The 25,064-nt window shown below is 71.6% G+C and carries 24 protein-coding genes and 1 pseudogene; 17 read left to right on the top strand and 8 right to left on the bottom strand.

Annotation, left to right across the window (positions count from 1 at the left end; all coding sequences use genetic code 11):
- The 5 genes and pseudogenes from C2L59_RS49145 to C2L59_RS23080 all read right to left on the bottom strand — a co-directional run.
- Positions 1 to 351, bottom strand: a pseudogene (locus C2L59_RS49145) (RNA polymerase subunit sigma-70); the annotation flags it as partial.
- A complete protein-coding gene (locus C2L59_RS23065) occupies positions 348 to 1,007 on the bottom strand; it encodes an RNA polymerase sigma factor (RefSeq protein ID WP_146060424.1) in 660 nt (219 codons plus the stop codon). The gene C2L59_RS23065 and the pseudogene C2L59_RS49145, both read right to left, overlap by 4 nt.
- 489 nt (positions 1,008 to 1,496) lie before the next feature.
- The gene (gene galE, locus C2L59_RS23070; RefSeq protein WP_103351704.1) at positions 1,497 to 2,477 is read right to left on the bottom strand and encodes a UDP-glucose 4-epimerase GalE; all 981 of its coding nucleotides are present in this window, start codon (positions 2,475 to 2,477) and stop codon (positions 1,497 to 1,499) included.
- Positions 2,478 to 2,588: 111 nt separating this feature from the next.
- Entirely contained in the window at positions 2,589 to 3,773 is a 1,185-nt protein-coding gene (gene galK / locus C2L59_RS23075) for a galactokinase (protein ID WP_103351597.1), read from the bottom strand.
- The gene (locus tag C2L59_RS23080) at positions 3,770 to 4,486 is read right to left on the bottom strand and encodes a metal-dependent transcriptional regulator (protein ID WP_103351598.1); all 717 of its coding nucleotides are present in this window, start codon (positions 4,484 to 4,486) and stop codon (positions 3,770 to 3,772) included. The genes galK and C2L59_RS23080 overlap by 4 nt, the downstream gene beginning before the upstream one ends.
- A gap of 113 nt (positions 4,487 to 4,599) precedes the next feature.
- Between C2L59_RS23080 and C2L59_RS23085 the strand changes: the two genes are divergently transcribed.
- From C2L59_RS23085 to C2L59_RS23100, 4 genes are all read left to right on the top strand, one after another.
- Entirely contained in the window at positions 4,600 to 5,445 is an 846-nt protein-coding gene (locus tag C2L59_RS23085; protein ID WP_103351599.1) for a sulfurtransferase, read from the top strand.
- A 170-nt stretch (positions 5,446 to 5,615) separates the two neighbouring features.
- Complete coding sequence (locus C2L59_RS23090) at positions 5,616 to 6,785, top strand: acetoin utilization protein AcuC (protein WP_103351600.1); 1,170 nt, start codon at positions 5,616 to 5,618, stop codon at positions 6,783 to 6,785.
- A 2-nt stretch (positions 6,786 to 6,787) separates the two neighbouring features.
- Positions 6,788 to 9,466 (top strand): bifunctional GNAT family N-acetyltransferase/acetate--CoA ligase family protein, encoded by a 2,679-nt coding sequence (locus tag C2L59_RS23095; protein ID WP_103351601.1) that lies wholly within the window; start codon positions 6,788 to 6,790, stop codon positions 9,464 to 9,466.
- Between the two features lie 93 nt (positions 9,467 to 9,559).
- Positions 9,560 to 10,693, top strand: coding sequence for a serine hydrolase (locus C2L59_RS23100; protein WP_103351602.1), 1,134 nt, complete (start codon positions 9,560 to 9,562; stop codon positions 10,691 to 10,693).
- On the opposite strand, the gene C2L59_RS23105 is transcribed toward C2L59_RS23100, so the two are convergent.
- Both C2L59_RS23105 and C2L59_RS23110 read right to left on the bottom strand, forming a co-directional pair.
- Positions 10,690 to 11,709, bottom strand: a complete 1,020-nt coding sequence (locus C2L59_RS23105; RefSeq protein WP_103351603.1) for an acyl-CoA dehydrogenase family protein — start codon at positions 11,707 to 11,709, stop codon at positions 10,690 to 10,692. The genes C2L59_RS23100 and C2L59_RS23105 overlap by 4 nt on opposite strands.
- Before the next feature lie 8 nt (positions 11,710 to 11,717).
- Entirely contained in the window at positions 11,718 to 12,881 is a 1,164-nt protein-coding gene (locus C2L59_RS23110; RefSeq protein WP_103351604.1) for an acyl-CoA dehydrogenase family protein, read from the bottom strand.
- 69 nt (positions 12,882 to 12,950) lie between these two features.
- Between C2L59_RS23110 and C2L59_RS23115 the strand changes: the two genes are divergently transcribed.
- From C2L59_RS23115 to C2L59_RS23175, 13 genes are all read left to right on the top strand, one after another.
- Entirely contained in the window at positions 12,951 to 13,142 is a 192-nt protein-coding gene (locus C2L59_RS23115; RefSeq protein ID WP_103351605.1) for a ferredoxin, read from the top strand.
- Between the two features lie 83 nt (positions 13,143 to 13,225).
- Positions 13,226 to 14,092 carry a 3-oxoacyl-ACP reductase gene (locus C2L59_RS23120; RefSeq protein ID WP_103351606.1) on the top strand — a complete coding sequence of 289 codons (867 nt, stop codon included), beginning with the start codon at positions 13,226 to 13,228 and terminating at the stop codon, positions 14,090 to 14,092.
- The gene (locus C2L59_RS23125; protein ID WP_103351607.1) at positions 14,089 to 14,847 is read left to right on the top strand and encodes a glucose 1-dehydrogenase; all 759 of its coding nucleotides are present in this window, start codon (positions 14,089 to 14,091) and stop codon (positions 14,845 to 14,847) included. Before C2L59_RS23120 ends, C2L59_RS23125 begins: the two co-directional genes overlap by 4 nt.
- Before the next feature lie 77 nt (positions 14,848 to 14,924).
- Positions 14,925 to 15,713: an ABC transporter permease gene (locus C2L59_RS23130; RefSeq protein WP_103351608.1), complete on the top strand. Its 789-nt coding sequence runs from the start codon at positions 14,925 to 14,927 to the stop codon at positions 15,711 to 15,713.
- Positions 15,713 to 16,561, top strand: a complete 849-nt coding sequence (locus C2L59_RS23135; RefSeq protein ID WP_199199211.1) for an ABC transporter permease — start codon at positions 15,713 to 15,715, stop codon at positions 16,559 to 16,561. The genes C2L59_RS23130 and C2L59_RS23135 overlap by 1 nt, the downstream gene beginning before the upstream one ends.
- A 36-nt stretch (positions 16,562 to 16,597) precedes the next feature.
- Positions 16,598 to 17,881 carry an MCE family protein gene (locus C2L59_RS23140; protein ID WP_199199212.1) on the top strand — a complete coding sequence of 428 codons (1,284 nt, stop codon included), beginning with the start codon at positions 16,598 to 16,600 and terminating at the stop codon, positions 17,879 to 17,881.
- Positions 17,878 to 18,915: an MCE family protein gene (locus C2L59_RS23145; RefSeq protein WP_103351610.1), complete on the top strand. Its 1,038-nt coding sequence runs from the start codon at positions 17,878 to 17,880 to the stop codon at positions 18,913 to 18,915. Before C2L59_RS23140 ends, C2L59_RS23145 begins: the two co-directional genes overlap by 4 nt.
- 98 nt (positions 18,916 to 19,013) lie before the next feature.
- Entirely contained in the window at positions 19,014 to 20,012 is a 999-nt protein-coding gene (locus tag C2L59_RS23150) for an MCE family protein (protein ID WP_233223644.1), read from the top strand.
- Positions 20,009 to 21,202 (top strand): MCE family protein, encoded by a 1,194-nt coding sequence (locus tag C2L59_RS23155; RefSeq protein ID WP_103351611.1) that lies wholly within the window; start codon positions 20,009 to 20,011, stop codon positions 21,200 to 21,202. Before C2L59_RS23150 ends, C2L59_RS23155 begins: the two co-directional genes overlap by 4 nt.
- Entirely contained in the window at positions 21,199 to 22,365 is a 1,167-nt protein-coding gene (locus C2L59_RS23160; RefSeq protein WP_103351612.1) for an MCE family protein, read from the top strand. The genes C2L59_RS23155 and C2L59_RS23160 overlap by 4 nt, the downstream gene beginning before the upstream one ends.
- Positions 22,362 to 23,594, top strand: coding sequence for an MCE family protein (locus C2L59_RS23165; protein ID WP_103351613.1), 1,233 nt, complete (start codon positions 22,362 to 22,364; stop codon positions 23,592 to 23,594). Before C2L59_RS23160 ends, C2L59_RS23165 begins: the two co-directional genes overlap by 4 nt.
- A complete protein-coding gene (locus C2L59_RS23170; RefSeq protein ID WP_103351614.1) occupies positions 23,591 to 24,079 on the top strand; it encodes a hypothetical protein in 489 nt (162 codons plus the stop codon). The genes C2L59_RS23165 and C2L59_RS23170 overlap by 4 nt, the downstream gene beginning before the upstream one ends.
- Positions 24,076 to 24,558 (top strand): hypothetical protein, encoded by a 483-nt coding sequence (locus tag C2L59_RS23175; protein ID WP_103351615.1) that lies wholly within the window; start codon positions 24,076 to 24,078, stop codon positions 24,556 to 24,558. The genes C2L59_RS23170 and C2L59_RS23175 overlap by 4 nt, the downstream gene beginning before the upstream one ends.
- Here C2L59_RS23175 and C2L59_RS23180 read toward each other — a convergent pair.
- A complete protein-coding gene (locus C2L59_RS23180; protein WP_103351616.1) occupies positions 24,555 to 25,034 on the bottom strand; it encodes a hypothetical protein in 480 nt (159 codons plus the stop codon). The two genes, C2L59_RS23175 and C2L59_RS23180, sit on opposite strands and share 4 nt — an antisense overlap.
- Between the last annotated feature and the right edge of the window lie 30 nt (positions 25,035 to 25,064).

A 25,064-nucleotide genomic window follows, 5' to 3' on the forward strand; every position in this document is an offset into this window, starting at 1 on the left:
CCGCGCGCGGCAGTAGCGGACCACCACGGGCTCGATCATCTGGAGCAGCGAGTGGATGGCGGCCGGATCGCCGTCGCCCGCGTCCTTCACCAGGGGGTCGAGGTCCTCCTTGGTCAGATGGCCGGCGGATCGCGGCATCGATTCCGGAGTGCGGTAGTCGCGGGCGGGGGACACGGTCTTGAACTGTGGGGCCGGTTGCGCCAGAGCCCGTTCGGCAACTGAGGCGGCAAGTGCCGGATCCGAGTGTCGTCGGATCGACCGGGCCCCGGCCGTGCCGAGCGAGGAGCGGCTGATCAGGTCATCGGAGTTGAGGACGGAGGTGACGGCAACCATGGGTGCTTTCTGGGTCATGACGTAGTCCCTCCGTACCATGCGACACCCGAACGTCTCTGCTGACGATTGATCCTCGCGCGCACGGCTCCCGGAGTTATCGGATCTCCGGCTGCTGTGAGCAGTTCGGCGATCTCGACGTAGTTGTAGCCGAGCGCGCGGTAGAGCACCGCTTTTTTGATCTCGTCGTTGGGGAGGTCACCGAAAGCGGTCCAGGCGTCCATCCAGCTGAGAACCGCACCGTCGGTTGCCGGAACCGCCGGCTCTTCGAAGTGTGTGTTGTCGACTGGGTACGGCGTGTACTTGCGTGCGGTGGCAGTCTTGCGGCATTGGTTGGGAAAACTGAGAAGACAGGCGTTGACGAAGTAGGTGGTGAGGCTCGCCCCGCTGCGGGGATCCCACTTCCCTTTGAGCAGGCCGTCTCGTTGGAAGAGTGCGATGCCGTCGATGACTGTGTCGTGGGCGAGTGATCCCCGTTCGTCGTCATCGGGAGGAGGGACGAGAGGGTGGACGTGCCAGCAGAGCTTCCCGCTGAGGCTGTAGATCTCTCCGCTGCGAATCCACGCGGTGATGACAGCGACGCCGTACTCGGCGAGCTCACCGACCAGTCTGCTCCAGAGTATGCTGTCGAAGCCCTGCTTGAGAAGGGCGTCCCGGAGCTCGTGATCGTGCTGCATGTCCGTGTCGATCTCGGAGGTTTGGTGCGGAACGTCGGTTCTCCTGCGCCCGGTGAATCGCGTGGATGCTCGTGAGAGGACGCGCCGCGCCAGAGAGTTGGACGCGGGATCGCGGTCCTGCTGATCACCCTGTGCCATACGCTTTGGCCCTTCGTGGGGAGATGTGCTCGCTGCGTCGGCTGAGGCGAGCTGGTCGTACCCACTCTTATGTCGTGCCGTCGCGGCAAGCGTACGACTGCGCGCAACATTCCTGCCCTGCCATCAACTGGCCAGAAAGAGGACACCCCGGTTCTTCAACGACTACCGAGGGCGGAATGCAATAGCGACATGAATTTTCACTCGATAAGGTGAAGATCCAAAGGGAAAGCTGACTTACAGCCCTGGCCGGAGGTAATGGGACGCTCCCAGAATGTCCTTCGGCTGAAATGAACTAGACCATGCCGGAGGGGGGCGCCTGGCCGCAGCAGGCGCCCCGACGTCCTCGGTGATTCAGCCTCGCCGGGCCTGGGTGAACTCCCAGGCGTCCCGCACGATGCCCGCCAGGTCGGTCCGCTCCGGCTTCCAGCCGAGCTCCTCCCGGGCCCGGTCGCTGGCCGCCACGAGTACCGAAGGGTCGCCCGCGCGGCGGGGGGCCACCGCGGCCGGGACCGGGTGGCCGGTGACCTCGCGGCACGCCTCGATCACCTCGAGAACGGAGAATCCCGTGCCATTGCCCAGGTTGTAGATGCGGTGCTCACCCGCCGTGGCGTGCTTCAGCGCCAGGAGGTGGGCGTCCGCGAGGTCCACGACGTGGATGTAGTCGCGGACCGCCGTGTGGTCCGGCGTCGGGTAGTCGTCGCCGAAGATCTGGATGCGCTCGCGGTCGCCCGTGGCGACCTGGAGAACGAGGGGGATGAGATGGGTTTCCGTGGTGTGGCGCTCGCCGAAGGTGCCGTACGCGCCCGCGACGTTGAAGTAGCGCAGGCTCACCGCGGCCAGGCCGTGCGCGACGGCGAAGCTGGTGATCGCCGCGTCGATGGCGAGCTTGGTGGCGCCGTAGGTGTTGGTCGGCCGCGTCGGCGCCGACTCCGGGATCGGCGACTGCTCCGGCTCGCCGTAGGTCGCCGCGGTCGAGGAGAACACCAGCCGGGGCGTGCCGTGCTCGCGCATGGCCTCGAGCAGCCGCAGCGACGTGACGACGTTGCCTTCCCAGTACTTCGCCGGGTCCGTCATCGACTCGCCGACCAGCGACTTGGCCGCGAAGTGCAGCACGCCGTCGAAGCCCTCGGCCAGCAGGCTGCCCGCCACCTCGTTGGCGTCGCCTTCGACGAACCGCGCGTCCGGGTGAACGGCGTCGGCGTGCCCGGTGGACAGGTCGTCGACGACGGTGACCTGGTGCCCGGCCTCGACCAGCCGGGCGGCGCAGACGCTGCCGACGTACCCCGCTCCGCCCGTCACGACCAGCTTCAGGGCGTTGCTCTGCTCCGACACGTCCAGGCCTTTCTGCCGAGGGTGGTGGCGGTCCGCCACGGTGCGACCAGTGTCCCGCCCCGGCGACGCGCGGTTCCGCGCGGGGGTTGCCCCGGGCGGACCCGCGCGGCCTCAGACCTCGTCGCGGCCGGCGCCGCGGGAGGGCACCGCAGTGAACATCCGCGGCCGCCGGTAGCCGGCCTTCTCGTACGCCGCGTCGACGGCCGCCTTGACCCCGTCCAGGTCCGCGTCGCGGACCAGGGCGATCGCCGAACCGCCGAAGCCGCCGCCGGTCATCCGCGAGCCGAGCGCGCCGGCCGCCCGCGCCGAGCCGACCGCGAGGTCCAGCTCGGCCGTGGAGATCCGGTAGTCGTCGCGCATGCTGACGTGCGAGGCGTCCAGGTACGGGCCGATCTCGGCCAGCCGCCCGGCGCGCAGCAGCTCGACCGTCTCGAGCACCCGCTGGTTTTCGGTCACCACGTGCCGCACGAGCGGCGCCAGCTCGGTCGGCAGCCGGCCGAGGGCGTCGTCGAGGCCCTCGACGGTGATGTCGCGCAGCGCCTTGACCCCGAGCAGCTCGGCCGCCCGTTCGGTGCCGCGGCGGCGTTCGCCGTACCCGCCTTCGGCGTGCGAATGCTTCGTGCGGGTGTCCATGATCAGCACCTGCAGCCCGGCGTCGGCCAGGCCGAACGGCACCTGCTCCTGCTCGCCCGAGCGCACGTCCAGGAACAGGACGTGGGACTCGGTGCAGCAGAGGGACGCCGTCTGGTCGAGCAGGCCGGTCGGGGCGCCGACGAAGTCGTTCTCCGACCGCTGCACCCAGCGCGCCACCTGGGGCCGCGTCGGGACGCGGTCGCCGGGGCCGTCCAGCTCCAGGCCGGACAGCCCGAGCAGGGCCAGCGACACCGCGCATTCGAGCGCGTGGGAGGAGGACAGGCCCGCCCCCGACGGCACGTCCCCGGCGACGACCAGGTCGGCGCCGGCCGTGAAGCCCTGGTCGCGCAGCACCCAGGCGACCCCGGCCGGGTACGCGGCCCACCCGTCGACGCTTCCCGGCGCCAGGTCGGCGATCTTGAGCTCGCCGGTGCGCTGGATCTGGCCGTCGTCGCCGAGGGTGGCCACGGTCAGGACGCCGTCCTCGCGGGGCGACGCCGCCGCGGCCAGCCGGTGCGGCAGGGCGAACGGCAGCACGAAGCCGTCGTTGTAGTCGGTGTGCTCGCCGATCAGGTTGACCCGGCCGGGCGCCGACCAGACGCCGGCCGGCGCGGTGCCGTAAACCTTGCGAAACGCCGCCACGGCCTCCGAGGCCGGGCTCATCGGGCCTGCGCCAGGACGGCGTGCAGCGCGGAGCTGGCGACCTGGGCGGTGGTGTCCCCGCCGGTGACCTCGATGGTGCCGCCGTTGGCCTTGCCGATGGTCACCGTGCCGCCCGGCACGATGCCGACGGACTTGAGCTCGGTCATCAGCGACTCGTCCAGCTGGACGTGCTCGGCGATGCGCCGGATCTCGACCCGGCCGCCACCGGTGCGGGCGAACTCGTCGAGCCGGACGAGGTCGGCCTCCGCGGGAGGCGCGGGGTCGCCGTCGCCCAGCTTGTCCAGGCCCGGGATCGGGTTGCCGTAGGGGGAGGTGGTCGGGTGGTCGAGCAGTTTGACCAGCTTGCGCTCGACGGCCTCGCTCATCACGTGCTCCCACCGGCACGCCTCGTTGTGCACGTGCTCCCACTCGAGCCCGATCACGTCGACGAGGAGGCGCTCGGCGAGGCGGTGCTTGCGCATCACCGCGATGGCGAGTTCGCGGCCGTGGTCGGTCAGCTGGAGGTGCCGGTCGTCGGCGACCACGACCAGCCCGTCACGCTCCATGCGGGCGACGGTCTGGCTCACGGTCGGGCCGCTCTGCTGCAGGCGCTCGGCGATGCGGGCGCGCAGCGGGACGACACCCTCTTCTTCGAGCTCGTAGATGGTACGCAAGTACATCTCGGTGGTGTCGATGAGATCGTTCACGCTGTCCCCTTCGTCCGCGTTGCTCATCGTAGTCGTTGACCTCGGCAGCGGCGGCGGGCCTCACGGGTAACAACTCGCCGGTGGGGGATATGTCCGCACCCCGGCGCGGCCGGGTGACCGGCCGCTGGAAGATGGGAGGCATGCGTCCGCTGATCAGCACCACCGACCTCGCCGCCGCGCTGGCCGGCCCGGCCGGGGACCGTCCCGTGGTCCTCGACGTCCGCTGGCGCCTGGCCGGCCCGCCCGGCGCCGACTCCTATCGGGAGGGTCACGTACCCGGCGCGGTGTTCACCGACCTCGACCGCGTCCTTGCCGCCGAGCCGGGCGAGGGCGGCCGCCACCCCCTGCCCGACCCGGCGGACCTGCAGCGCGACCTGCGCGCGGCCGGTGTCCGGGCGGGCACGCCGGTGGTGGCCTACGACGACAAGGACGGTTCGGTGGCGGCCCGCGCCTGGTGGCTGCTGCGCTGGGCGGGGCACCAGGAGGTGGCGGTCCTCGACGGCGGTTACGCGGCGTGGACGGCCGAGGGCCGACCGGTGAGCACGGAGCAGCCGAGCCCGGAGCCGGGCGACCTCACGGTCCACCCGGGCGCGATGCCGGTCCTCGACGCGGACGAGGCCGCCGCCCTGGCCCGCGACGGCCTCCTGCTCGACGCCCGCGCAGCCCAGCGCTACACGGGCGAGACGGAACCGGTGGACCCCCGCCCGGGCCACATCCCGGGCGCGGTCAACGCCCCGTTCGCCGGCCACAACCGCGAGGACGGCCACTGGCGCACGCCGGAGCAGTTGGCGGCTCGCTTCGAGGAGCTGGGGCTGCGGCCGGGGGAGCCGGTGGGCGCGTACTGCGGGTCCGGGGTGACGGCCGGCTCGGTGGTCCTGGCGTTGGAGCTGGCGGGCCACCCGGGCGCGGGCCTGTACGCGGGCTCGTGGTCCCACTGGTCCCGGGACCCCGGGCGCCCCGCGGCCACGGGCACCCTCCCCGGCTGAGGGACGGCGGCCCGGCCCGGGCTGAGTCGGGGCCGCCCGAGGCGAGCGGCCCGGCCGAGCCGCGCCCGCGCAGCCGAGACTGCCGCCGACAGCCGCCGTCCCCTGCTCACCAGGGTGCCGTGCGCCTCCCACTCCACGGATTGCCCCCGATCGCACTACAGTCGGGTGGTATGTCGCCGGCCGTCGTTTGGGACCGTGCTCTGCTGGGTTATGACCTCGGCGGGGATCACCCCTTCAATCCCGTCCGGCTGGAGCTCACCGTCCGGCTGGCCGCCGAGCTCGGCGTGCTCCAGGACGTGGAACTGCTCGTTCCCACCGCCGCCGGGGATGACGAACTGCTGCGGGTGCACGCGCCCGAATACCTCGCCGCCGTGCGGGAGGCGCCGCTTGTCGGGTGGGATGTCGGGCACGGGCTCGGGACCTCCGACAACCCCGTCTTCCCCGACATGCACGACGCCTCCGCCCTCGTCGTCGGGTCCACGCTGCTCGCCGCGCGGAAGGTCGCCGAGGGCGAAGCGAACCGGGCCGTCAACATCGCCGGCGGGCTGCACCACGCCATGCGGGACCAGGCGGCCGGCTTCTGCGTCTACAACGACTGCGCCGTCGCCATCTCGTGGCTGCTCGACCACGGCTTCGAGCGCATCGCCTACATCGACACCGACGTCCACCACGGCGACGGCGTCCAGGCCGCCTTCTACGACGACCCGCGCGTCCTCACCATCTCCCTGCACCAGCACCCCTTCACGCTCTGGCCCGGCACCGGCTACTCCGCCGAGACCGGCCGCGGGAAGGCCGACGGCACCTCCGTCAACGTCCCGCTGCCGCCGCGCACCAGAGACCCCGGCTGGCTGCGCGCGTTCAACGCCGTCGTCCCGTCGCTGCTCGCCGACTTCGAACCGCAGCTCCTGTTCACCCAGTGCGGGGTCGACTCCCACGAGGAAGACCCCCTGGCCGACCTCTCGCTGTCCGTCGACGGCCACCGCACCATCTACGCCACCCTGCGGGACCTCGCCGAGACCTACGCCGGCGGCAAGTGGATCGCCGTCGGCGGCGGGGGCTACCAGCTGATCCGCGTCGTCCCCCGGTCCTGGACGCACCTGATCGCCACCGTCCTCGACCGGGACGTCGACCCGGCGACGCCGCTGCCGCCCGGCTGGCGGGAGACCGTCATCAAGGCCGCCCCGCACGCCGAGCTGCCGCAGACCATGTCCGACGACCGCGACACGGAGTTCAAGCCGTGGGGCGACGGCGAGGACGACCCGGTCGACATCGCCGTCCGGGACACCCGCCGCGCCGTCTTCCCGCTGCACGGCCTCGACCCGGACGACCCCAGGGACTGACCATGGCCGGACGGGACCCCTTCGACTACCCCCGCGACTGGGAGGCCGACGTCGTGCTGTCCGACGGCGGCACCGTCCACCTGCGCCCGATCGTCCCCACCGACGCCGACGGCCTGGTCGCTTTCCACGCGAAGCTCTCCGAACGCACGCGCTACTTCCGCTACTTCGGCGCCTACCCGCGCATCCCGGAGAAGGACCTGAAGCGCTTCTCCACCGTCGACCACCACGACCGGGTCGCGTTCGCCGCCTTCCTCGGCGACGACATCGTCGCCGTCGGCCGGTACGAACGGCTCGACCACGGCCCCTCGGCGGAGGTCGCCTTCGTCGTCAGCGACGCCCACCAGGGCCGCGGGGTCGGCTCGATCCTCCTGGAGCACCTCGCCGCGGCCGCGTCGGAGTGCGGGCTGCGGCGGTTCGTCGCCGAGGTGCTCGCCGAAAACGCCGCCATGGTGCGGGTCTTCCGCGACGCCGGGTACCAGGTCAGCCGCGAATTCGAGGAAGGCGTGCTGCACCTGGAGTTCGACATCGACGCGACCGAGGAGTCCCTCGCCGTCGCGCGCTCGCGCGAGCAGGCCGCCGAGGCGCGCAGCGTCCACAATCTGCTGCACCCGTCCTCGATCGCCGTGATCGGCGCGTCCGCGGAGCCGGGCAAGGTCGGCCACGTCGCCTTCGTGAACCTGCTGGCCGCCGCCTTCACCGGCACCGTCTACCCGGTCAACCCCGAGCACCGCGCGATCCGGGGCGTCCGCGCGTACCCGTCCGTGCTGGACATCCCGGACCCGGTCGACCTGGCCGTCGTCGCGGTGCCCGCCGAGGCCGTCGAGTCCGTTTTGGACGCCTGCCTGGCCAAAGGCGTGAAGACGCTGCTGATCCTGTCCAGCGGGTTCGCCGAAGCCGGCCCGCACGGCCTGCACGCCGAGCTGCGGCTGGTCGGCGAGGCGCGGGCGCACGGCATGCGGGTCGTCGGCCCGAACGCGCTCGGCGTGCTCAACACCGCCCCCGCGATCCGGCTGAACGCCACCCTCGCGCCGCGGCTGCCCGGCCGCGGGCGCACCGGCTTCTTCTGCCAGTCCGGGGCCCTGGGCACGGCGATCCTCGCCGACGCCGAAGCGCGCGGCCTCGGCCTGTCGACGTTCGTCTCGGCCGGCAACCGCGCCGACGTCTCCGGCAACGACCTGCTCCAGTACTGGGAAACCGACCCGGACACCGACCTCGTCCTGCTCTACCTCGAGTCCTTCGGCAACCCGCGCAAGTTCGCGCGGCTGGCCCGCCGGCTCGCCCGGACGAAACCGATCGTCGCGGTCAAGTCCGGGCGGCACGCGGTCCGGCCGCAGCTGGCGGCGACGTCGACGGAGATCGACGAAGCCAGCGTCCAGGCGTTGTTCGAACACGCCGGGGTCGTGCGGGTGGAGTCGCTGGCGCAGCTGTTCGACACCGCGCTCGTGTTCGCCCACCAGCCGCTGCCCGCCGGGCCGCGGGTCGGCATCGTCGGCAACTCCAGCGCGATCGGCCTGCTGGCCGCCGACACCGCGCGGATGCAGGGCCTGCGGCTGGCGTCGGACCCGGTGGACGTCGGCCCGCAGGCCGGGCCGGAGGAGTTCGCCAAGGCGGTCCGCGAGGCCCTCACCTCGCCGGAGACCGACGCGCTCGTCGTCGTGTTCGCGCCGCCGATCGCCATCCCCGGCACCGCGTATGCGCGGGCGCTCCGGGAAACCGTCGTCGAACTGGGGCAGCGCAAGCCGATCGTTTCCACGTTCCTCGCCGCCGAAGGCGTGCCGGACGAACTCGCGGTCCTGAAAGACGGCGTGCCGACGCGGGGCTCGATCCCGTCGTACCCGAGCCCCGAACGCGCGGTCAACGCCCTCGCCCGGGTCGTGCGGTACGCGGCGTGGCGGCAACGCCCGCAAGGCACGCTGGTACGGCCCGCGGGGATCCACACCGAGCAGGCGCAGGGCATCGTGCGCGAGCTCCTCGAAGCCGACAGCGGCAAGACGACGCTGCTCTCGGACGCCGAAGTCGTGCGGCTGCTGGACTGCTACGGCATCGACGTCGTCCCCTTCCGCATTGTGTCCACTATGGACGAAGCGGTGGCGGCGGCGGGCGAGCTGGGTTACCCGGTGACGCTCAAGGCCGTCGACGAACGGCTGCGCGGCCGGCCCGACCTCGCCGGCGTCCGGCTCGACCTGGCCTCCGAAGACTCGGTGCGCACCGCCTACGAGACGCTGCGCGAAGTCTCCGGCGACGACGAGGTGTACGTCCAGCGGATGGCGCCCAAGGGCCTGTCGTGCGTGATCGGGCTGCAGGACGACCCGTCGTTCGGCACGCTCGTCTCGTTCGGGCTGTCCGGCTTGGTCAGCACGCTGCTGGGCGACCGCGCCTACCGGGCCGTGCCGCTCACCGACGTCGACGCGGCGACGCTGCTGCGCGAGCCGCGGACGGCGCCGCTGCTCACCGGCTACCGCGGGGACGAGCCCGCCGACCTGGCCGCGCTGCAGGACATGGTGCTGCGCGTGGCCGCGCTGGCGGAGGACAACCCGGAGGTGCGGTCGCTGGTGCTGGACCCGATCCTGGCGTCGCCGGACGGGGCCTTCGCCGCCAACGCCCGCCTCGTCCTGGGGCCGCCGCCGTCGCGGCCCGACACCGGCCCGCGCCGGCTGCGGGCGATCAACCCCCTGGCCTGAGCACCTTGTTCCGGTCAGGACGGCGCCACGGAACGCACCCCGCCCGCACGAGCCGAACCTCGCGCCGGCCGACGGCAGAATGAGGATCCGAGCATGTCCGAGCTGTCCGAGCTGCTGACCCGACACACCGGCGACCTCCCGGGCGCGGTGGCGCTCGTGGCCCGCGGCGGCCACGTCGAAGCCGCGGCGGCCGGCTCGGCCGGCGCCGGGGGCACCGTGCCGATGGCCCGGGACTCGCTCTTCCGCATCGCGTCGCTGACCAAGCCGATCACGGCCGCCGCGGTCCTGCTCCTCGTCGACGACGGCGAGCTGACCCTGGACGCGCCGGTGGCGCGGTGGCTGCCGGAGCTGGCGTCGCCGGTGGTCGTCCGGACGCCGGCGGGCCCGATCGACGACGTCGTGCCGGCCGTCCGCCCGATCACCGTGGCCGACCTGCTCACCTTCCGCTGCGGCTACGGCCTCGCCGCCGACATGACGCTGCCCGCGGTCGACCTGCTGCTGCAGGTCCTCGGCCACCCGGCCGCGTCCCCGCGCGCGCTGTCGCCGGACGCGTGGCTGGCGGCGCTGGCGCAGGTGCCGCTGCTGCACCAGCCGGGCGCGGCGTGGCTCTACGACACCGGTTCCGACATCCAGGGCGTGCTGGTCGCGCGGGTCTCCGGCCGGCCGCTGCCGGAGTTCCTGGCGGAGCGGCTGTTCGAGCCGCTGGGGATGGCCGACACCGGGTTCACCGTGCCGACCGCGGCGCTGGGCCGCTTCACCAGCGCGTACCGCCGCGGCGAGGAGGGCCTGCGGCTGATCGACTCGCCGGAGGGCCGGTGGAGCGCCCCGCCGCCGTTCCCGTCGGGGTCCGCCGGGCTCGTCTCGACGGCCGACGACCTGCTGGCGTTCGCGACCTTCCTGCGTGACGAGGGCACGGCGGGCGGCCACCGGCTGCTGAGCCGCGAGTCGGTGCACCGGATGACGACCGACCACCTGACGCCGGCCCAGCGCCAGGCCGCCCGCCTGTTCCTGCACGGCCAGGGCTGGGGCTTCGGCGGCTCGGTGGACGTCGACCCGACGGAACCCTGGGAGGTCCCGGGCCGCTACGGCTGGGTCGGCGGCGCGGGCACGGCCCTGCACCTGGTCCCGTCGACGGGCACGATTTCGGTGCTGCTGACCCAGGTCGAGCTGACCAGCCCCGCCCCGACGCCGCTGATGACGGAGTTCTGGACCTACGCGGCGAGCTAGCCGTCCGCGAGGAGGTCGCCCAAGGCCAGGAGCTGGGGGGTGGCCGGGCCGAGCTCGAACTCCAGTCGCTTCGCCGCCGCGAAGTAGCGGTGGACCACGTGGTCGACGTCGATGCCGACGCCGCCGTGGACGTGGACCGCCGTGTGGGCCACGCGGTGGCCCGCTTCGGCCGCCCAGAACTTCGCCGTCGCCACCGCCGCCGCGGCCGGGACGCCCGACGAAAGCTGCCACGCCGCCTGCAGCGTCGTCAGCCGGACCGCCTCGACGTCGAGGTACGCGTCCGCCAGCCGCTGGCGGACCGCCTGGAACCCGCCGATGACGTGGTCGAACTGCTTCCGCCCGGCCGCATACGCCGCGGTCAGCTCCAGGGCCCGCTCGACCACGCCGAGCTGCTGCGCGCACACCCCGGCCGTTCCGCGCAGCCGCAGCCATTCGCCGATGTCGCCCAGCGACACCCCCGGCGCTTCGGACAAGGAAAGCAGCGCCGCGTCCGCGTGGTCGACCGTCTGCTGCGGCCGCACCGAGACCCCGGGCGCGGCCGCGTCGACCAGGAACACCTCGTCCGGCGCCGCGACCAGGAACCCGTGCGCGAACGCCCCGAACGGCACCGCGGTCCGCGTGCCGGACACCCGGCCCTCGGCGGCCGTGAACCCGTCCAGGGCCACCGCGAGAACACGTTCTCCCCGCAGCACCGGCAGCACCCAGCGGTCCACCAGCTCCGGCGTGCCGAACTCCGCCAGCGCCGACGCCGCCATGGTGATCGACGGCAAGTAGGGGACCGCCGCCACCGCCCGGCCGATTTCGGTGAGCACCGCGCACTGTTCCAGCAGGCCGAACCCGCCGCCGCCGAGCGACGACGGCAGGGCCGCGTCCAGCACGCCCGCCTGGCCGAGGGCCGTCCACGCCACCGCGTCGAAGCCGCCGGTTCCGTGCGGGTCGTGGGTGGCCTTGTCGGTCAGCAGCCGCCGGGTCAGCGCGGCGAGGTCGGCCGACGCCTCGGAGGGGGTAAAGTCCATGGGTTCTCCTAGCGCGTGACGGGCAGGCCGAGGGCGGTCGCGGCGATCATGTCCCGCTGGATCTCGTTGGTGCCGCCGCCGAAGGTGAGGATCAGCGCCGACCGGTGCAGCCGCTCGATCCGGCCGGCCAGCAGCGCACCCGGCGAACCTTCGCGGACGACGGCGGCCGCGCCGAGCACCTCCATCAGCAGCCGGTAGGCCTCGATGGCGAACTCCGTGCCGAACACCTTCGTCGCCGACGCCTCGGCCGGCCCGAGCTCGCTCGCCGCGGCGGCCCAGGCGATCCGCCAGTTCCGCAGCTTCAGGTACTCCGCGCCCGCGTGCACCCGCGCGAGGTGCAGCCGCACCCATTCCTGCTCGATCGCGCCCGTCTCCCGAGCCCACGCCAGCACGTCGGCGAGGGCCTTGCGGATCGGCGCCGACGACGTCAGCGCGACCCGTTCGTGGTTGAGCTGGTTGGTGATCAGCGGCCAGCCCGCGTTCTCTTCGGCCACCCGCGCCGACACCGGCACGCGCACGTCGTCGTAGTAGGTCGCGCTCGTCCCGGCGCCCGCGACCGTGTGCACCTTCGTCCACGAAAACCCGGGCGCCGACGTCGGCACGATGAGGATCGACAGCCCGCGGTGCTTCTTCGCCGCCGGATCGGTCCGGACCGCCAGCCAGACGTAGTCGGCGTACTCGATCAGGCTCGTCCACATCTTCTGCCCGGTGACGACGTACTCGTCGCCGTCGCGCTCGGCGCGCGTCCGCAGCGACGCCAGGTCGGTGCCGGCTTCCGGTTCGGAGTAGCCGATCGAGAAGTGCAGCTCGCCCGCGGCGATCTTCGGCAGGTAGAACGCCTTCTGCTCGTCGGTGCCGTAGCGCATGATGGTCGGCCCGACGGTGTTCACCGTGAGGAACGGAACCGGGACGCCGGCGACGGCCGCCTCGTCGGTGAAGACGAGCTGGTCGAGCATCGGCCGGCCCTGCCCGCCGTACTCGGGCGGCCAGCCGAGCGCGAGCCAGCCGTCCTTGCCCAGCTGCCGGACGATTTCCTTGTACGCCGCGCCGTCGCCGTACTCGCCGCCGCCCGAGCGCAGGCCCTCCCGCCGCTCGGGCGTCATCAGCTCGGCGAAGTACGCCCGGAGTTCCGCGGCCAGCGCCGCCTGTTCCGGTGTGTAGTCGATCCGCACAGTCACCTCGATCCGGCGTTACAATAGAACCTGTTCTAGTTGTACCAGGGCTCACGTGGCGGAGGAAGCATGGAGATCGGCGTCGACCGGCTGGCCTGCGAGGCGAACGCGGTGTGCGTCGGGCTCGCCCCGGACGTGTTCGACCTCGACGACGACGAGGAGCTCGTCATCGCGCCCGGCGCGGTGCCGGCGGACCAGGTGGAACGTGTTTCCGATGCGGTCCAGGCGTGCCCGAAGAACGCGCTGTTCATCACCGGTTAGCGGTGGTCACCGAACCGCTTGCCCAAAACGAGAACAGATTCTAGTGTAAGCGCGAGATCCAGGACTCGATGAGGAGGCCTCGCGTGAGCCTGACCGGCAGGACAGCGATCGTCACCGGCGCCGCCGCCGGGCTCGGCCGGGCCGAGGCGCTCGCGCTGGCCGCCCGCGGCGCGACCGTCGTCGTCAACGATCTCGGCGAACCGAAGGACGTGGTCGCCGAGATCGAAGCGGCCGGCGGCAAGGCCGTCGCGGTCGGCGGCGACGTCGGGGACCGCGCCACCGCCGACGCGCTGACGCAGGCCGCGCTGGACCTCGGCGGGCTCGACATCGTGGTGAACAACGCGGGCGTGCTGCGCGACCGGATGCTGTTCTCGATGTCCGACGACGACTGGGACACCGTGCTGCGGGTCCACCTGCGCGGGCACTTCCTGTTGTCCCGCAACGCCGCGAAGCACTGGCGCGAGCAGTCCAAAGCGGACGGCGCGCCGGTGTACGGGCGGCTGGTGAACACCGCGTCCGAGGCGTTCCTCATCGGCTCGCCCGGTCAGCCCAACTACGCCGCCGCGAAGGCGGGCATCACCGCGCTCACCATGTCGGCCGCCCGCGGCCTGGCCAAGTACGGGGTCCGCGCCAACGCGATCTGCCCGCGCGCGCGGACGGCGATGACCGAAGGCGTGTTCGGCGCTCCTCCCGAGAACACCTCAGCGGGTGCCGATCCCCTCTCGGTCGAGCACGTCGCCCCCTTCGTCGCCTACCTCGCCTCCCCGGCGGCCGAGCACGTCAACGGCCAGGTTTTCGTCGTGCACGGCGGCACGGTGGCGCTGGTGGAGCCGCCGAGGATCGAGCAGCGCTGGCGCCTCGACGAGCTCGAGACGTCGATGAGCACCTTCTTCGCCGGCCGCGACCCCGGCCGGATGTTCGCCGCCACCGAAATCCTGGAGGACCTGTGAGGCTGGACGGGAAGATCGCCATCGTCACCGGCGCCGCGCGCGGGCAGGGCGCGGCCGCCGCGCGGGCGTTCGTCGCCGAGGGCGCGAAGGTGGTGATCGCCGACATCCTGGACGACGAAGGCAAGGAGCTCGCCGCCGAACTCGGCGAGCAGGCCGTCTACCAGCACCTCGACGTCGGCGACGAGGACGGCTGGGCCGCCGCGGTCGAGCGCGCCACCACGGAGTTCGGCCGGCCGAACGTGCTGGTCAACAACGCCGGCATCCTGCACTTCTCCGAGCTCGGGCAGACGACGCTGGCCGATTACGAACGCGTCATCCGGGTCAACCAGATCGGGGCGTTTCTCGGCATGCGTTCGGTCGTTGAACCGATGACCGCCGCCGGCGGTGGCTCCATCGTCAACGTGTCCTCTGTGGAGGGACTGGCCGGGATGCCCTACCTCGTCGCCTACACCGCGAGCAAGTTCGCGATCCGCGGCATGACCAAGGTCGCCGCGATGGAACTCGGCAAGAAGCACATCCGCGTCAATTCGGTGCACCCCGGCGCGATCGACACGAAGATGGTCGAGACGGCGGCGGGTGGCCAGAAAGTCGACATGTCGTACGTCGGCAAGAAGGTCGCCCTGAAACGGGTCGGGCAGCCGGAGGACATCGCGAAGCTGGTGTTGTTCCTGGCCAGCGACGAGAGCGCGTACTGCACGGGTGCGGAATTCGTCGCCGACGGCGGCGCCACGGCGACGCACGCGCTCAATTTCTGAACGGTTAACGACGCTAACGAAAAGCGGGCACCGGGTGTGGAGAAGACTCGGGGGTGACTGAGCACGGGGAGGTCCGGGTGAGCGAAAACGCCGGTACGGTGCCGGGAACCGCGGCCCTGACCCAGGTCGGCCGCCTGGCGACACTTTCCTGGGAGGTCCTGCGCGCGATTTTCAAGCGGCCGTTCCAGGCGCGGGAATGGATCCAGCAGTGCTGGTTCTTCGCCAGCGTCACGATCCTGCCGACCGCGCTGGTGGCCATCCCGTTCGGCGCGGTGATCGCGCTGCAGCTCGGGTCGCTGACCGCGCAGATCGGCGCGCAGTCGTTCACCGGCGCGGCCAGCGCGCTGGCCATCGTGCAGCAGGCCAGCCCGCTGATCACCGCGCTGCTGGTCGCGGGCGCGGGCGGCAGCGCGGTCTGCGCGGACATCGGCGCGCGCAAGATCCGCGAAGAGATCGACGCCATGGAGGTCCTCGGCGTCAACCCGATCCAGCGCCTGGTCGTGCCGCGGGTGCTCGCCGCGATGGTCGTCTCCGTGCTGTTGAACGGCTTGGTCAGCGTGGTCGGCGTGCTGGGCGGCTACTTCTTCAACGTCGTCCTGCAGGGCGGCACGCCGGGTGCGTACCTGGCCAGCTTCAACGCCCTCGCGCAGGTCCCGGATCTGTGGGTCAGCGAGATCAAGGCGCTGCTGTACGGGTTCGTCGCCGGGGTCGTCGCGGCCTTCCGCGGGCTTAACCCGGCCGGCGGGCCGAAGGGCGTCGGCGACGCGGTGAACCAGGCCGTCGTCATCACGTTCCTGCTGCTGTTCCTGATCAACGTCGTGCTCACCGCGATCTACCTGCGGATCGTCCCGCCGAAGGCGATGTGATGACCGCCGAACCCCTGGACGCCGACCGGACGCTCGAGTACCTCGCGCGCCCGGGCCAGAGCCTGGAAGGGCTCGGCAAGCAGCTGGCGTTCGCCGCGAAGGCGCTCGCCTGGTCGCCGCGCACGATCCGCCGCTACAGCCGGGAAACGCTGCGGCTGCTGACCGAGGTCTGCTTCGGCACCGGCGGGCTCGCGGTCATCGGCGGCACGCTCGGCGTGATGATCGGGATGACCCTGTTCACCGGCCTCATCGTCGGCCTGCAGGGCTATTCCGCGCTCAACCAGCTCGGCACGGCCGCGCTGACCGGGTTCATCTCCGCCTACTTCAACACCCGCGAGGTCGCGCCGCTTTCGGCCGGGCTCGCCCTGTCCGCCACCGTCGGCTGCGGCTTCACCGCCCAGCTCGGCGCGATGCGGATCTCCGAGGAGATCGACGCCCTGGAAGTCATGGGCGTGCCGAGCATGCCGTACCTGGTGACGACCCGGGTGCTGGCCGGCGTCGCCGCGGTGATCCCGCTGTACGCGGTCGGCCTGCTGTCGAGCTACCTGGCGTCCCGGCAGATCACCATCTGGCTCTACGGCCAGTCCGCGGGCACCTACGACCACTACTTCACGCTCTTCCTGCCCCCCGGCGACGTCCTGTGGTCGTTCGGGAAGGTGATCGTGTTCAGCGTGCTCGTCATCCTGTCCCATTGCTATTACGGCTTCACCGCGAGCGGCGGCCCGGCCGGGGTCGGCGTCGCGGTGGGCCGCGCGGTGCGGACGTCGATCGTGCTGATCTCGGTGCTGGACTTCTTCCTGTCCCTCGCGATCTGGGGTGCGAACACGACGGTGAGGATCTCGGGATGAGGCGCGAGGTGTGGCAGCGGCTCCGGTTACCAGGGGTTGGGCCTGGTCTTCCTGCTCGTCGCCGCGTTGTTCATCGCCTTCACCCTCGCCGTCTACCACCAGGCGTTCACGCCGGTGACGCTCGTGAAGCTGGAGACCGACCGCGTCGGCAGCCAGCTGCGCACCGGCGGCGACGTCAAGGTCCGCGGCATGCTCGTCGGCGAGGTCCGGTCGGTGCTGGCGAAAGGCGACCACGCCGAGCTGGAGCTGGCCCTCGACCCGGACAAGACGCCCGTCATCCCGAAAAACGTCTCCGCGCGGCTGCTGCCGAAGACGCTCTTCGGCGAGCGGTACGTCGCCCTGCAGCTGCCCGAGGCGCCGGAGGCGCCGATCAAGGCCGGCGACGTCATCCCGCAGGACCGCAGCAGCGCCGCGATCGAGCTGCAGAAGGTCCTGGACGACGTGATGCCGCTGCTGCAGGCGGTCCAGCCGGAAAAGCTGTCGAGCACGCTGACGGCCGTGTCGGCCGCGCTCGAAGGCCGCGGCAAGCAGCTCGGCCGGACCCTGGTGCAGCTGAGCGACTACCTCGGCAAGCTCAACCCCTCGCTGCCGGACATCAAGGCCGACATCACCGGCCTGGCGAACGTCGCGGACACCTACGACCGGGCCGCGCCGGACCTGCTGCAGGCGCTGTCGGACCTGACGACGACGAGCCGGACCATCGTCGACCAGCGCGCGCAGCTGGCCGACCTCTACGCGACCGTCACCGCGGCTTCGGTGGACCTGACGAGCTTCCTGCAGGTCAACGAGGACAACCTGATCCGGCTCACCACCGCCGTCCAGCCGACGCTGGACGTCCTCGCGAAGTACGCGCCCGAGTACCCGTGCCTGATGCGGCAGCTCGCCGAGTCGGTGCCGCGCGCGGAACTGGCGTTCGGCAAGGGCACCGCGCACCCCGAGGTCAGCCGGGTCACCATCGAGTTCGCCGCCGGCCGCGGCAAGTACCGGCCCGGCGTCGACGAGCCGAAGTACGAGGACAAGCGCGGCCCGCGCTGCTATCCGTCGGTGCCGAAGCCGGGCGTGTGGCCGCAGTACCCGCCGGACGGCGCGATCGAGGACGGTTCCAGCAAGCCTCCGCCGCCGAAGTACCCGCCCGAGACGCTGCCCGCCGGCGGTGGCGCCGTCGGGGGCGACGGCACGATCGTCGGGTCGGCCTACGAGAACGACCTGATCGACCTGCTCGCGTCGCCCGCACTCGGCACTTCGCCGGGTGCCGTGCCCGGCTGGGCGGGCCTGCTCGTCGGCCCGCTCTACCGCGGGGCGGAGGTGGAGCTGAAGTGAGGAGTTTCCTGCCGTCCCTGCTCAAGCTCGGGATCTTCGCGGTCGTCACCGTGCTGCTCACCGGGATCCTCGCCGCCACCATCGCGAACACCAACTTCGGCGAGACGTCCGGGTACCTGGCCGGGTTCACCGACGCGTCGGGGCTCAAGGAAGGCGACGACGTCCGGATCGCCGGGGTCAAGGTCGGCCAGGTCGACGCGATCGAGGTGGTCGAGGGCGAGCGGAACCTGGCCCAGGTGCGGTTCGACGTCGAGCACGCCTACCGGCTGCCGGAGACGGTGACCGCGACGATCAAGTACCGCAACCTCGTCGGCCAGCGCTACCTCGCGCTCGGCACCGACGTCCCGGGCGATCGCGCGTTGCCCGAAGGCGGCACGATCCCGCCCGAGCGCACGAAGCCGGCGCTCAACCTCACCGTGCTGTTCAACGGCTTCAAGCCGCTGTTCAAGGCGCTCAGCCCGAAGGACGTCAACCAGCTCTCGGCCGAGATCATCAGCGTCTTCCAGGGCGAGGGCGGCACGATCACCAGCCTGCTGCAGCACACCGCGTCCCTGACGACGGCGATCGCGAGCAAGGACCAGGTGATCGGCCAGGTGATCGCCAACCTCAACACGGTGCTCGGCACGGTCAACGCCCACGGCCCGCAGCTCGGCGACCTTATCGAGCAGACCCAGAAGCTGGTCAGCGGGCTGGCCGAGCAGCGCAAGCCGATCGGCGACGCGGTCAGCGCGCTCGGCGACCTCGCCGTGTCGACCACCGGGCTCCTGGCCGACGCGCGCCCGGCCCTCAAGGACGACGTGGCGCAGCTCGGCGTGCTGTCGCAGCACCTCGGCGACTCCGGGCCGCTGCTCAACCACCTCCTGGAGGTGCTGCCGGGCAACCTGCAGAAGTTCACCCGGACCCTCAGCTACGGCAGCTGGTTCAACTACTACCTGTGCGGGATCACCGGCACCATCGGCATTTCCTCGCTCGACATCACCCTGCCGATCATCCCCATCCCGGGAACGCAGCGCGCGGAGAGGTGTGGCCCATGAGTCGTTCGGGGGGTCCCGGGGGGCTTGCCCCCCGGCTGGGGTCTGGGGCTCGGCCCCAGCGGACATGGAAGCCGCTGAAGGAACGCAACCAGGCCGCGGTGGGTGCGGTCGCGCTCGTGCTGATCGTGCTCGTCACGGCCACGACGTACTTCTCCGGCCAGCTCCCGTTCTTCGGCAACGGCACGACGTACTCGGCGTACTTCGGCGAGTCTGCCGGGCTGGCGGCGGACAACGAGGTCGAGGTCGCCGGGGTCAAGGTCGGCACGGTGTCGTCGGTGAAACTGGCGGGCAAGCAGGTGCTCGTGAAGTTCCGGGTCAAGGACGTCCGGGTCGGCGACGCGACGACGGCGTCCATCGAAATCAAGACGCTGCTGGGGGAGAAGTACCTCGCGCTCGACCCGAAGGGCGGCGGCGCGCAGGAACCGGACCAGACCATCCCGCAGGCCCGCACGCGCACGCCGTTCCAGCTGCAGGACGCCTTCGAGCAGCTGTCGACGACGGTCGGCGACATCGACACGAAGCAGCTCGCCGACAGCTTCAACGCCCTCTCCGACAGTCTCAAGGACAGCCCGCAGTACCTGAAGGACACGCTGAACGGGCTGTCCTCGCTGGCTCGCACGGTCTCTTCACGCGACGCCGACCTGCACACGCTCCTGGCCAACACGAGCCAGGTCTCGAAGACGCTGTCGGACCGCAACACGCAGCTGCAGCGCGTGATCAGCGACGGCAACCTGCTGCTCACCGAGCTGCAGAACCGCAAGCAGGCGATCAACGCGCTGCTCACCGGCACCCAGCAGCTCTCGCAGCAGCTGACCGGGCTCGTCCAGGACAACCGCGCGCAGCTCAAACCGACGCTCGACAAGCTGAGCAAGGTCACCGACATCCTGCAGCGCAACCAGGGCAACCTCGACAAGAGCCTGCAGCTGATGGCGCCGTTCGCCCGCGTCGGCGCGAACGCCACCGGCAACGGCCGCTGGTTCGAGGGCTACCTGTGCGGGCTGCTGCCGCCGACGATCACCGCCGGCGGCCTGCACATCAACCCCGAGGGCTGCACCCCGCCGATCGCGGCGCCGAACCAGGGGGTGGGCCGCCGATGACCATCCACACTTCCCGCGGCCGCAGCCTGGTGACCTGGCTGGCGTTCGCGTGCGTCCTCGCGCTGCTCGTCACCGCGGGGCTGTACCTGGTGTTCCGCGGCTCCGCCGGCACGACGCTGTCGGCGTACTTCGGCAAGACCGTCGGGCTGTACGCGGGATCGTCGGTGCGGGTGCTCGGCGTGCCGGTCGGCGAGGTCACCGACGTCACGCCCGAAGGCGACGCCGTCCGCGTCGACCTGCGCGTCGACGACGTGCCGCTGCCGGCGGACGTCGGCGCGGTCGTCGTCGCGCCCAGCCTGGTCAGCGACCGGTACGTCCAGCTGACCCCGGCCTACGACAGCGGGCCGACGCTGGCGACCGGCACGGTGCTGCCGCGCGACCGCACGGCCACGCCGGTGGAGCTGGACGACCTGTATTCCAGCCTCGACAAGCTGTCCATGGCCCTGGGCCCGAACGGTGCCAACAAGAACGGCGCGCTGTCCGGCGTGCTGGACACCGCGGCGAACACGCTGAAGGGCAACGGTGCTTCGCTGAACTCGACGGTCGGGCAGCTCGCCGAGCTGGCGAAGACCCTCGACGGCTCGAAGGACGACCTGTTCTCGACCGTGCAGAACCTGAACTCCTTCACCGGCGCCCTGGCCCAGAGCGACCAGCAGCTCAACGAGTTCTACGGCCGCGTCGCCGACGTCAGCCGGTTCCTGGCGGCGGACTCGGACGACGTCGGGGCGGCGCTGCAGTCCCTGGGTGGCGCGCTCGGCGACGTCCAGCAGTTCGTCAACGACAACAAGGCGGCGCTGGAGTCCAACGTGGACAAGCTGGCGTCGCTGTCGAAGGTCCTCGTCGACCAGCGCGCCGCGCTCGCCGAGGTGCTCGACATCGCGCCGACCGGCGCCACGAACTTCATCAACTCCTACGACGCCGCGTCGGGCACGATCGCCGTCCGCGACAACCTGAACGAGCTGACCAACCCGCCGATCCTCACCGTCTGCCGGCTGATCAGCTCGGTCACGCCGAAGGAAGTCCCCGACGCGCTGGGCAACATCTGCAAGCAGCTCGCGCCGGTGCTGGACGGCGCCCTGAAGCTGCCGACCATCCCGCAGGTGCTCAACTCCCTGCAGAACGGCACCCTTCCGCCGTTGCCCCTCCCGCTCGTCGACGTCATGGAGCAGCTGTCGGGTGGTGTGAAGTGAACGGGCGCAAGCGGATCGCCGGGGCACTGGCCGGGGTGCTCGTGCTCGCGGGCTGCAGCGACGGCGGGTTCAACGGCCTCTACGGCACGCCGCTGCCGGGCGGTGCCGACGTCGGCGACCACCCGTACCACGTCACCGCGCTGTTCACCGACGTGCTGGACCTGGTGCCGCAGTCGAGCGTCAAGGTCAACGACGTCGCTGTCGGCCGCGTCGACAAGATCACCCTGACCCCGGACACGCGGTCGGCGCTGGTGGCGATGACCGTCAACGGCGACATCGCGCTGCCCGCCAACGCCCGCGCCGAGCTCAAGCAGTCTTCGCTGCTGGGGGAGAAGTTCGTCGAGCTGAGCGTGCCGACGGCCGAACCGGCGTCCGGGAACCTGGCCGACGGCGGGCAGATCCCGCTCGGGCGCACCAACCGCAACCCCGAGGTCGAGGAGGTGCTCGGCGCGCTGTCCCTGCTGCTCAACGGCGGTGGGGTCGAGCAGATCCAGAAGATCAGCCACGAACTCAACGACGCGTTGTCGGGCAACGAGCCGGAAATCCGCGCGCTGCTGTCGCGAGTGGACGAACTGGCCACGCAGCTCGACGGGCACAAGACGGAGATCCTGCGCGCGATCGACGGGCTCGCGAGGCTGTCGAAGACGCTGACCGGCCAGACGCAGAGCTTGACGAACGCGCTGGACGACCTCGCGCCGGGGCTGAAGATCGTCACCGACCAGCGTGACCAGCTCGTCGGGATGCTGACCGCGCTGAACACCCTGTCCGGCGTCGCGGTCGACACCGTCACGAAGAGCCGCGACCAGCTGGTCGCGAACCTGAAGGCGCTGCAGCCGACGCTGGCGAAGCTCGGCGAGGCCGGGCAGAACCTGCCGAACGCGCTGCAGATCCTGCTCACGTACCCGTTCCCGGACTACGCCGGCAACGTGATCAAGGGCGACTACGCGAACGTCGAGGCGAACGTGAACCTCGACCTGGACACGCTGATCTCCAACTTCACGAACTCCTCGCAGCCGCCGATCGCGCTGCCGCAGGCCATCGGCGGCGGGCCGCCGTCCGCCGCGCTGCCGCCGTTGCCGCTGCCCGACCTGGGCACCGCCCCGCCGGCCGCCGGGTCCGACCTGCTGGGCGGGCTGCTCGGCCTGATCGGGGGCGGCCGGTGACCCGCAAGATCCGGATCCAGCTGTTCGCGTTCGTCGTCATCGCGGTGGTTTCGGTCGTCTACGCCGGCGGCCGGTACGCCGGGCTGGACCGGCTCTTCGGCCACCGCGGCTACGTCGTCACCGCGCAGCTGACCGACTCCGGGGGCATCTTCGTCAACTCCGAGGTCGCCTACCGCGGGGTCACGGTCGGCCGGGTGACGTCGATGACGCTGACCGAGCACGGCGTCGACGTCGCCCTCGACATCGACGCGGGCGCACCGGACATCCCGGCCGACGCGCACGCGCAGGTGGCGAACCGGTCGGCGGTGGGGGAGCAGTTCGTGGATCTGCTCCCCGCAACCAACGGCGGCCCGTTCCTGAAGGACGGTTCGGTGATCACGGTGGACAAGACGTCGCTGCCGCCGTCGCCGGACACCGTGCTCAGCCACCTCGACGACCTCGTCGCGAGCGTGCACCCGGATTCGCTGCGGACGGTCGTCGACGAGACGTACAACGCGTTCGCGGGCGCGGGGCCGGAACTGCAGCAGCTGCTGGACAGCACGGGCTCGCTGACCGCGGTGGCCGCCCAGTACGTCCCGCAGACGCAGGGGCTGCTGGCGAATTCGCGGATCGTGCTCGGCACGCAGGAACGGCAGGCGGCGAACATCACCGACTTCGCGTCCGGCCTCCGCACGATCGCCGGTCAGCTCAAGAAGTCCGATCCGGACCTGCGGCGGGTGATCGCGCAGGCGCCGCGGCTGAGCCGGCAGATCAGCGACGTGCTCGCCGCGTCGGGCACCGACCTCGGCGTGCTGTTCGCGAACCTGCTGACCACCGCGCAGATCACGACGTCCCGGAAGGACTCCATCGAGGAACTGCTGGTGGCTTACCCGATCATTTCGGCGTTCTCGCCGTCGACGTCCCCGGACGGCACCGGCCACCTGGGCGTGGTGTTCAACTTCTTCGACCCGGCTTCGTGCACGAAAGGCTACGAAGGCACGAAACAGCGTCCGGCGAACGACGAGACCGAAGCGCCGGTGAACATGAACGCCTACTGCGCCGAGCCGCCGGGCAGCCCGACCGGGGTGCGCGGGGCGCAGAACGCGCCGTACGCGGGGAAGCCGCCGGCGATCCCGGCCGCGCCGTCGCAGACCGCGTCGGCACCCGCGCAGGCCCAGTTGCCGGGAATGCTGAGCCTGCTGACCGGGCCGTCTTCGGGTGGGCTCGGCAAGCTGCTGGGCGCGCCGTGAAGCAGCGTCTCCTGGTCGTGCTGGCGGTCTTGTCGGTGCTGGCGGCGGCTTTCTCGGGCTGGTCCTGGTGGCGCGCGGCGGCGGACGACTCCGCCGCGCGCGGCCGTGAGCGCGACGCGGTGCTCGCCGCGGCGGGTCCCCAGCTGGTCACGTTGAACACGATCGACTACCGCACGGCGGCGGCGGACGTGGACCGCTGGATCGCGGCGACGACGGGCCAGTACGGAACGGACCTGGCGGGCGACCGCCAGCTCCAGATCGACCGCGCCTCGGCGGCCCGCACGGTCTCGTCCGCCTCGCTGGTCCAGGCGGCGGTGACGGAGATCGACCCGTCCCGGGGCGCGGCGCGTCTCCTGGCGGTGCTGGACGTCCGGATCTCCACGGCCGGCGGCGCGGCGTCGCCGAAGACGAACCGGCTGACGGTGGACGCGTCCCGGTCCGCGGACGGCTGGAAGATCGCCGGCGTCCAGGCGGCGGGCTCGTGAACCGCGTGCTGGTCGCGGTGGTGGCGCTCACGCTGGGTTGCACGGCGTGGTTCGCCATCGAGACGGCTTCCCTGTCACCCGGCGACAACCTCGCCTTGGTGGATGCCTCGGCGACGGCCAAGGTTTCGGCGGAGGTGAGCGACGCGGTGAAGGCGGTGTTCTCCTACGACTACGCGAACCTGCCCCGCACCGAGCGAGCGGCTTCCGAGGTCTTGACGGGAGAGGCGGTCCGGCAGTACCAGGCCCAGTTCGCCGCGGCCCGCACCCGCGCGACGACGGAGAAGCTGATCCGCACGACCACGGTCCGCGCGGTGGGCGTCCGGTCGCTACACGGCGACGAGGCATCGCTGTTGTTGTTTCTGGACCAGCAGACGGTGGCCCAGGGCGGCGGCGCACCGTCGTCGTCGGTGGCCCAGCTGGCGGTGACGGCGAAGCGGGTGGACGGGCACTGGAAGCTGGCGAGTCTGACGGCCCTTTAGCCGTCCCAGACTCCCGCGCCTTGGCGCAGGACCTCGACGCCGGACGGCGACGAAACCGGCCACAGCTCCACCACGTACCGGTAGTGCTCGCCGTACTCGTGGTCGTTCCAGTCCGCCGGCGGCGGACCGGCCGGCACGTACGAAACCCGCGCCCGGTACCGGCCCGGCAGCACCGAAAAGTACTTCTGCTGCGACGGGTAGTCGGCCGGACCGGAGATCACCAGCCGTCCGGTCGGAACCGGAAGGTCCGCTTCCACCACGTGCTCGGCGGAAGGCGACAACGGCGGCGGCGAGGGCAGGAGCGTCACCGAGGACTCCACCAGGTCCGAGCGCGCCGTCGCGATGGCGATCCCGCCGGCCTCCACCCCGATCCGGTGATGTTCCACCGCTTCGGGAGACCAGCCGCTGCCGTCCAGCCGGGAACCGGAGTCGCGCAAGGAGAACTGCCGCTGGTCGGCGTGGACGACGAGGTGCACACGAACCACCCTAGCCAGGACCCGCCCCGG

Origin of the sequence: Amycolatopsis sp. CA-128772, from assembly GCF_002904295.1 — a bacterium.
Taxonomy (GTDB): domain Bacteria; phylum Actinomycetota; class Actinomycetes; order Mycobacteriales; family Pseudonocardiaceae; genus Amycolatopsis.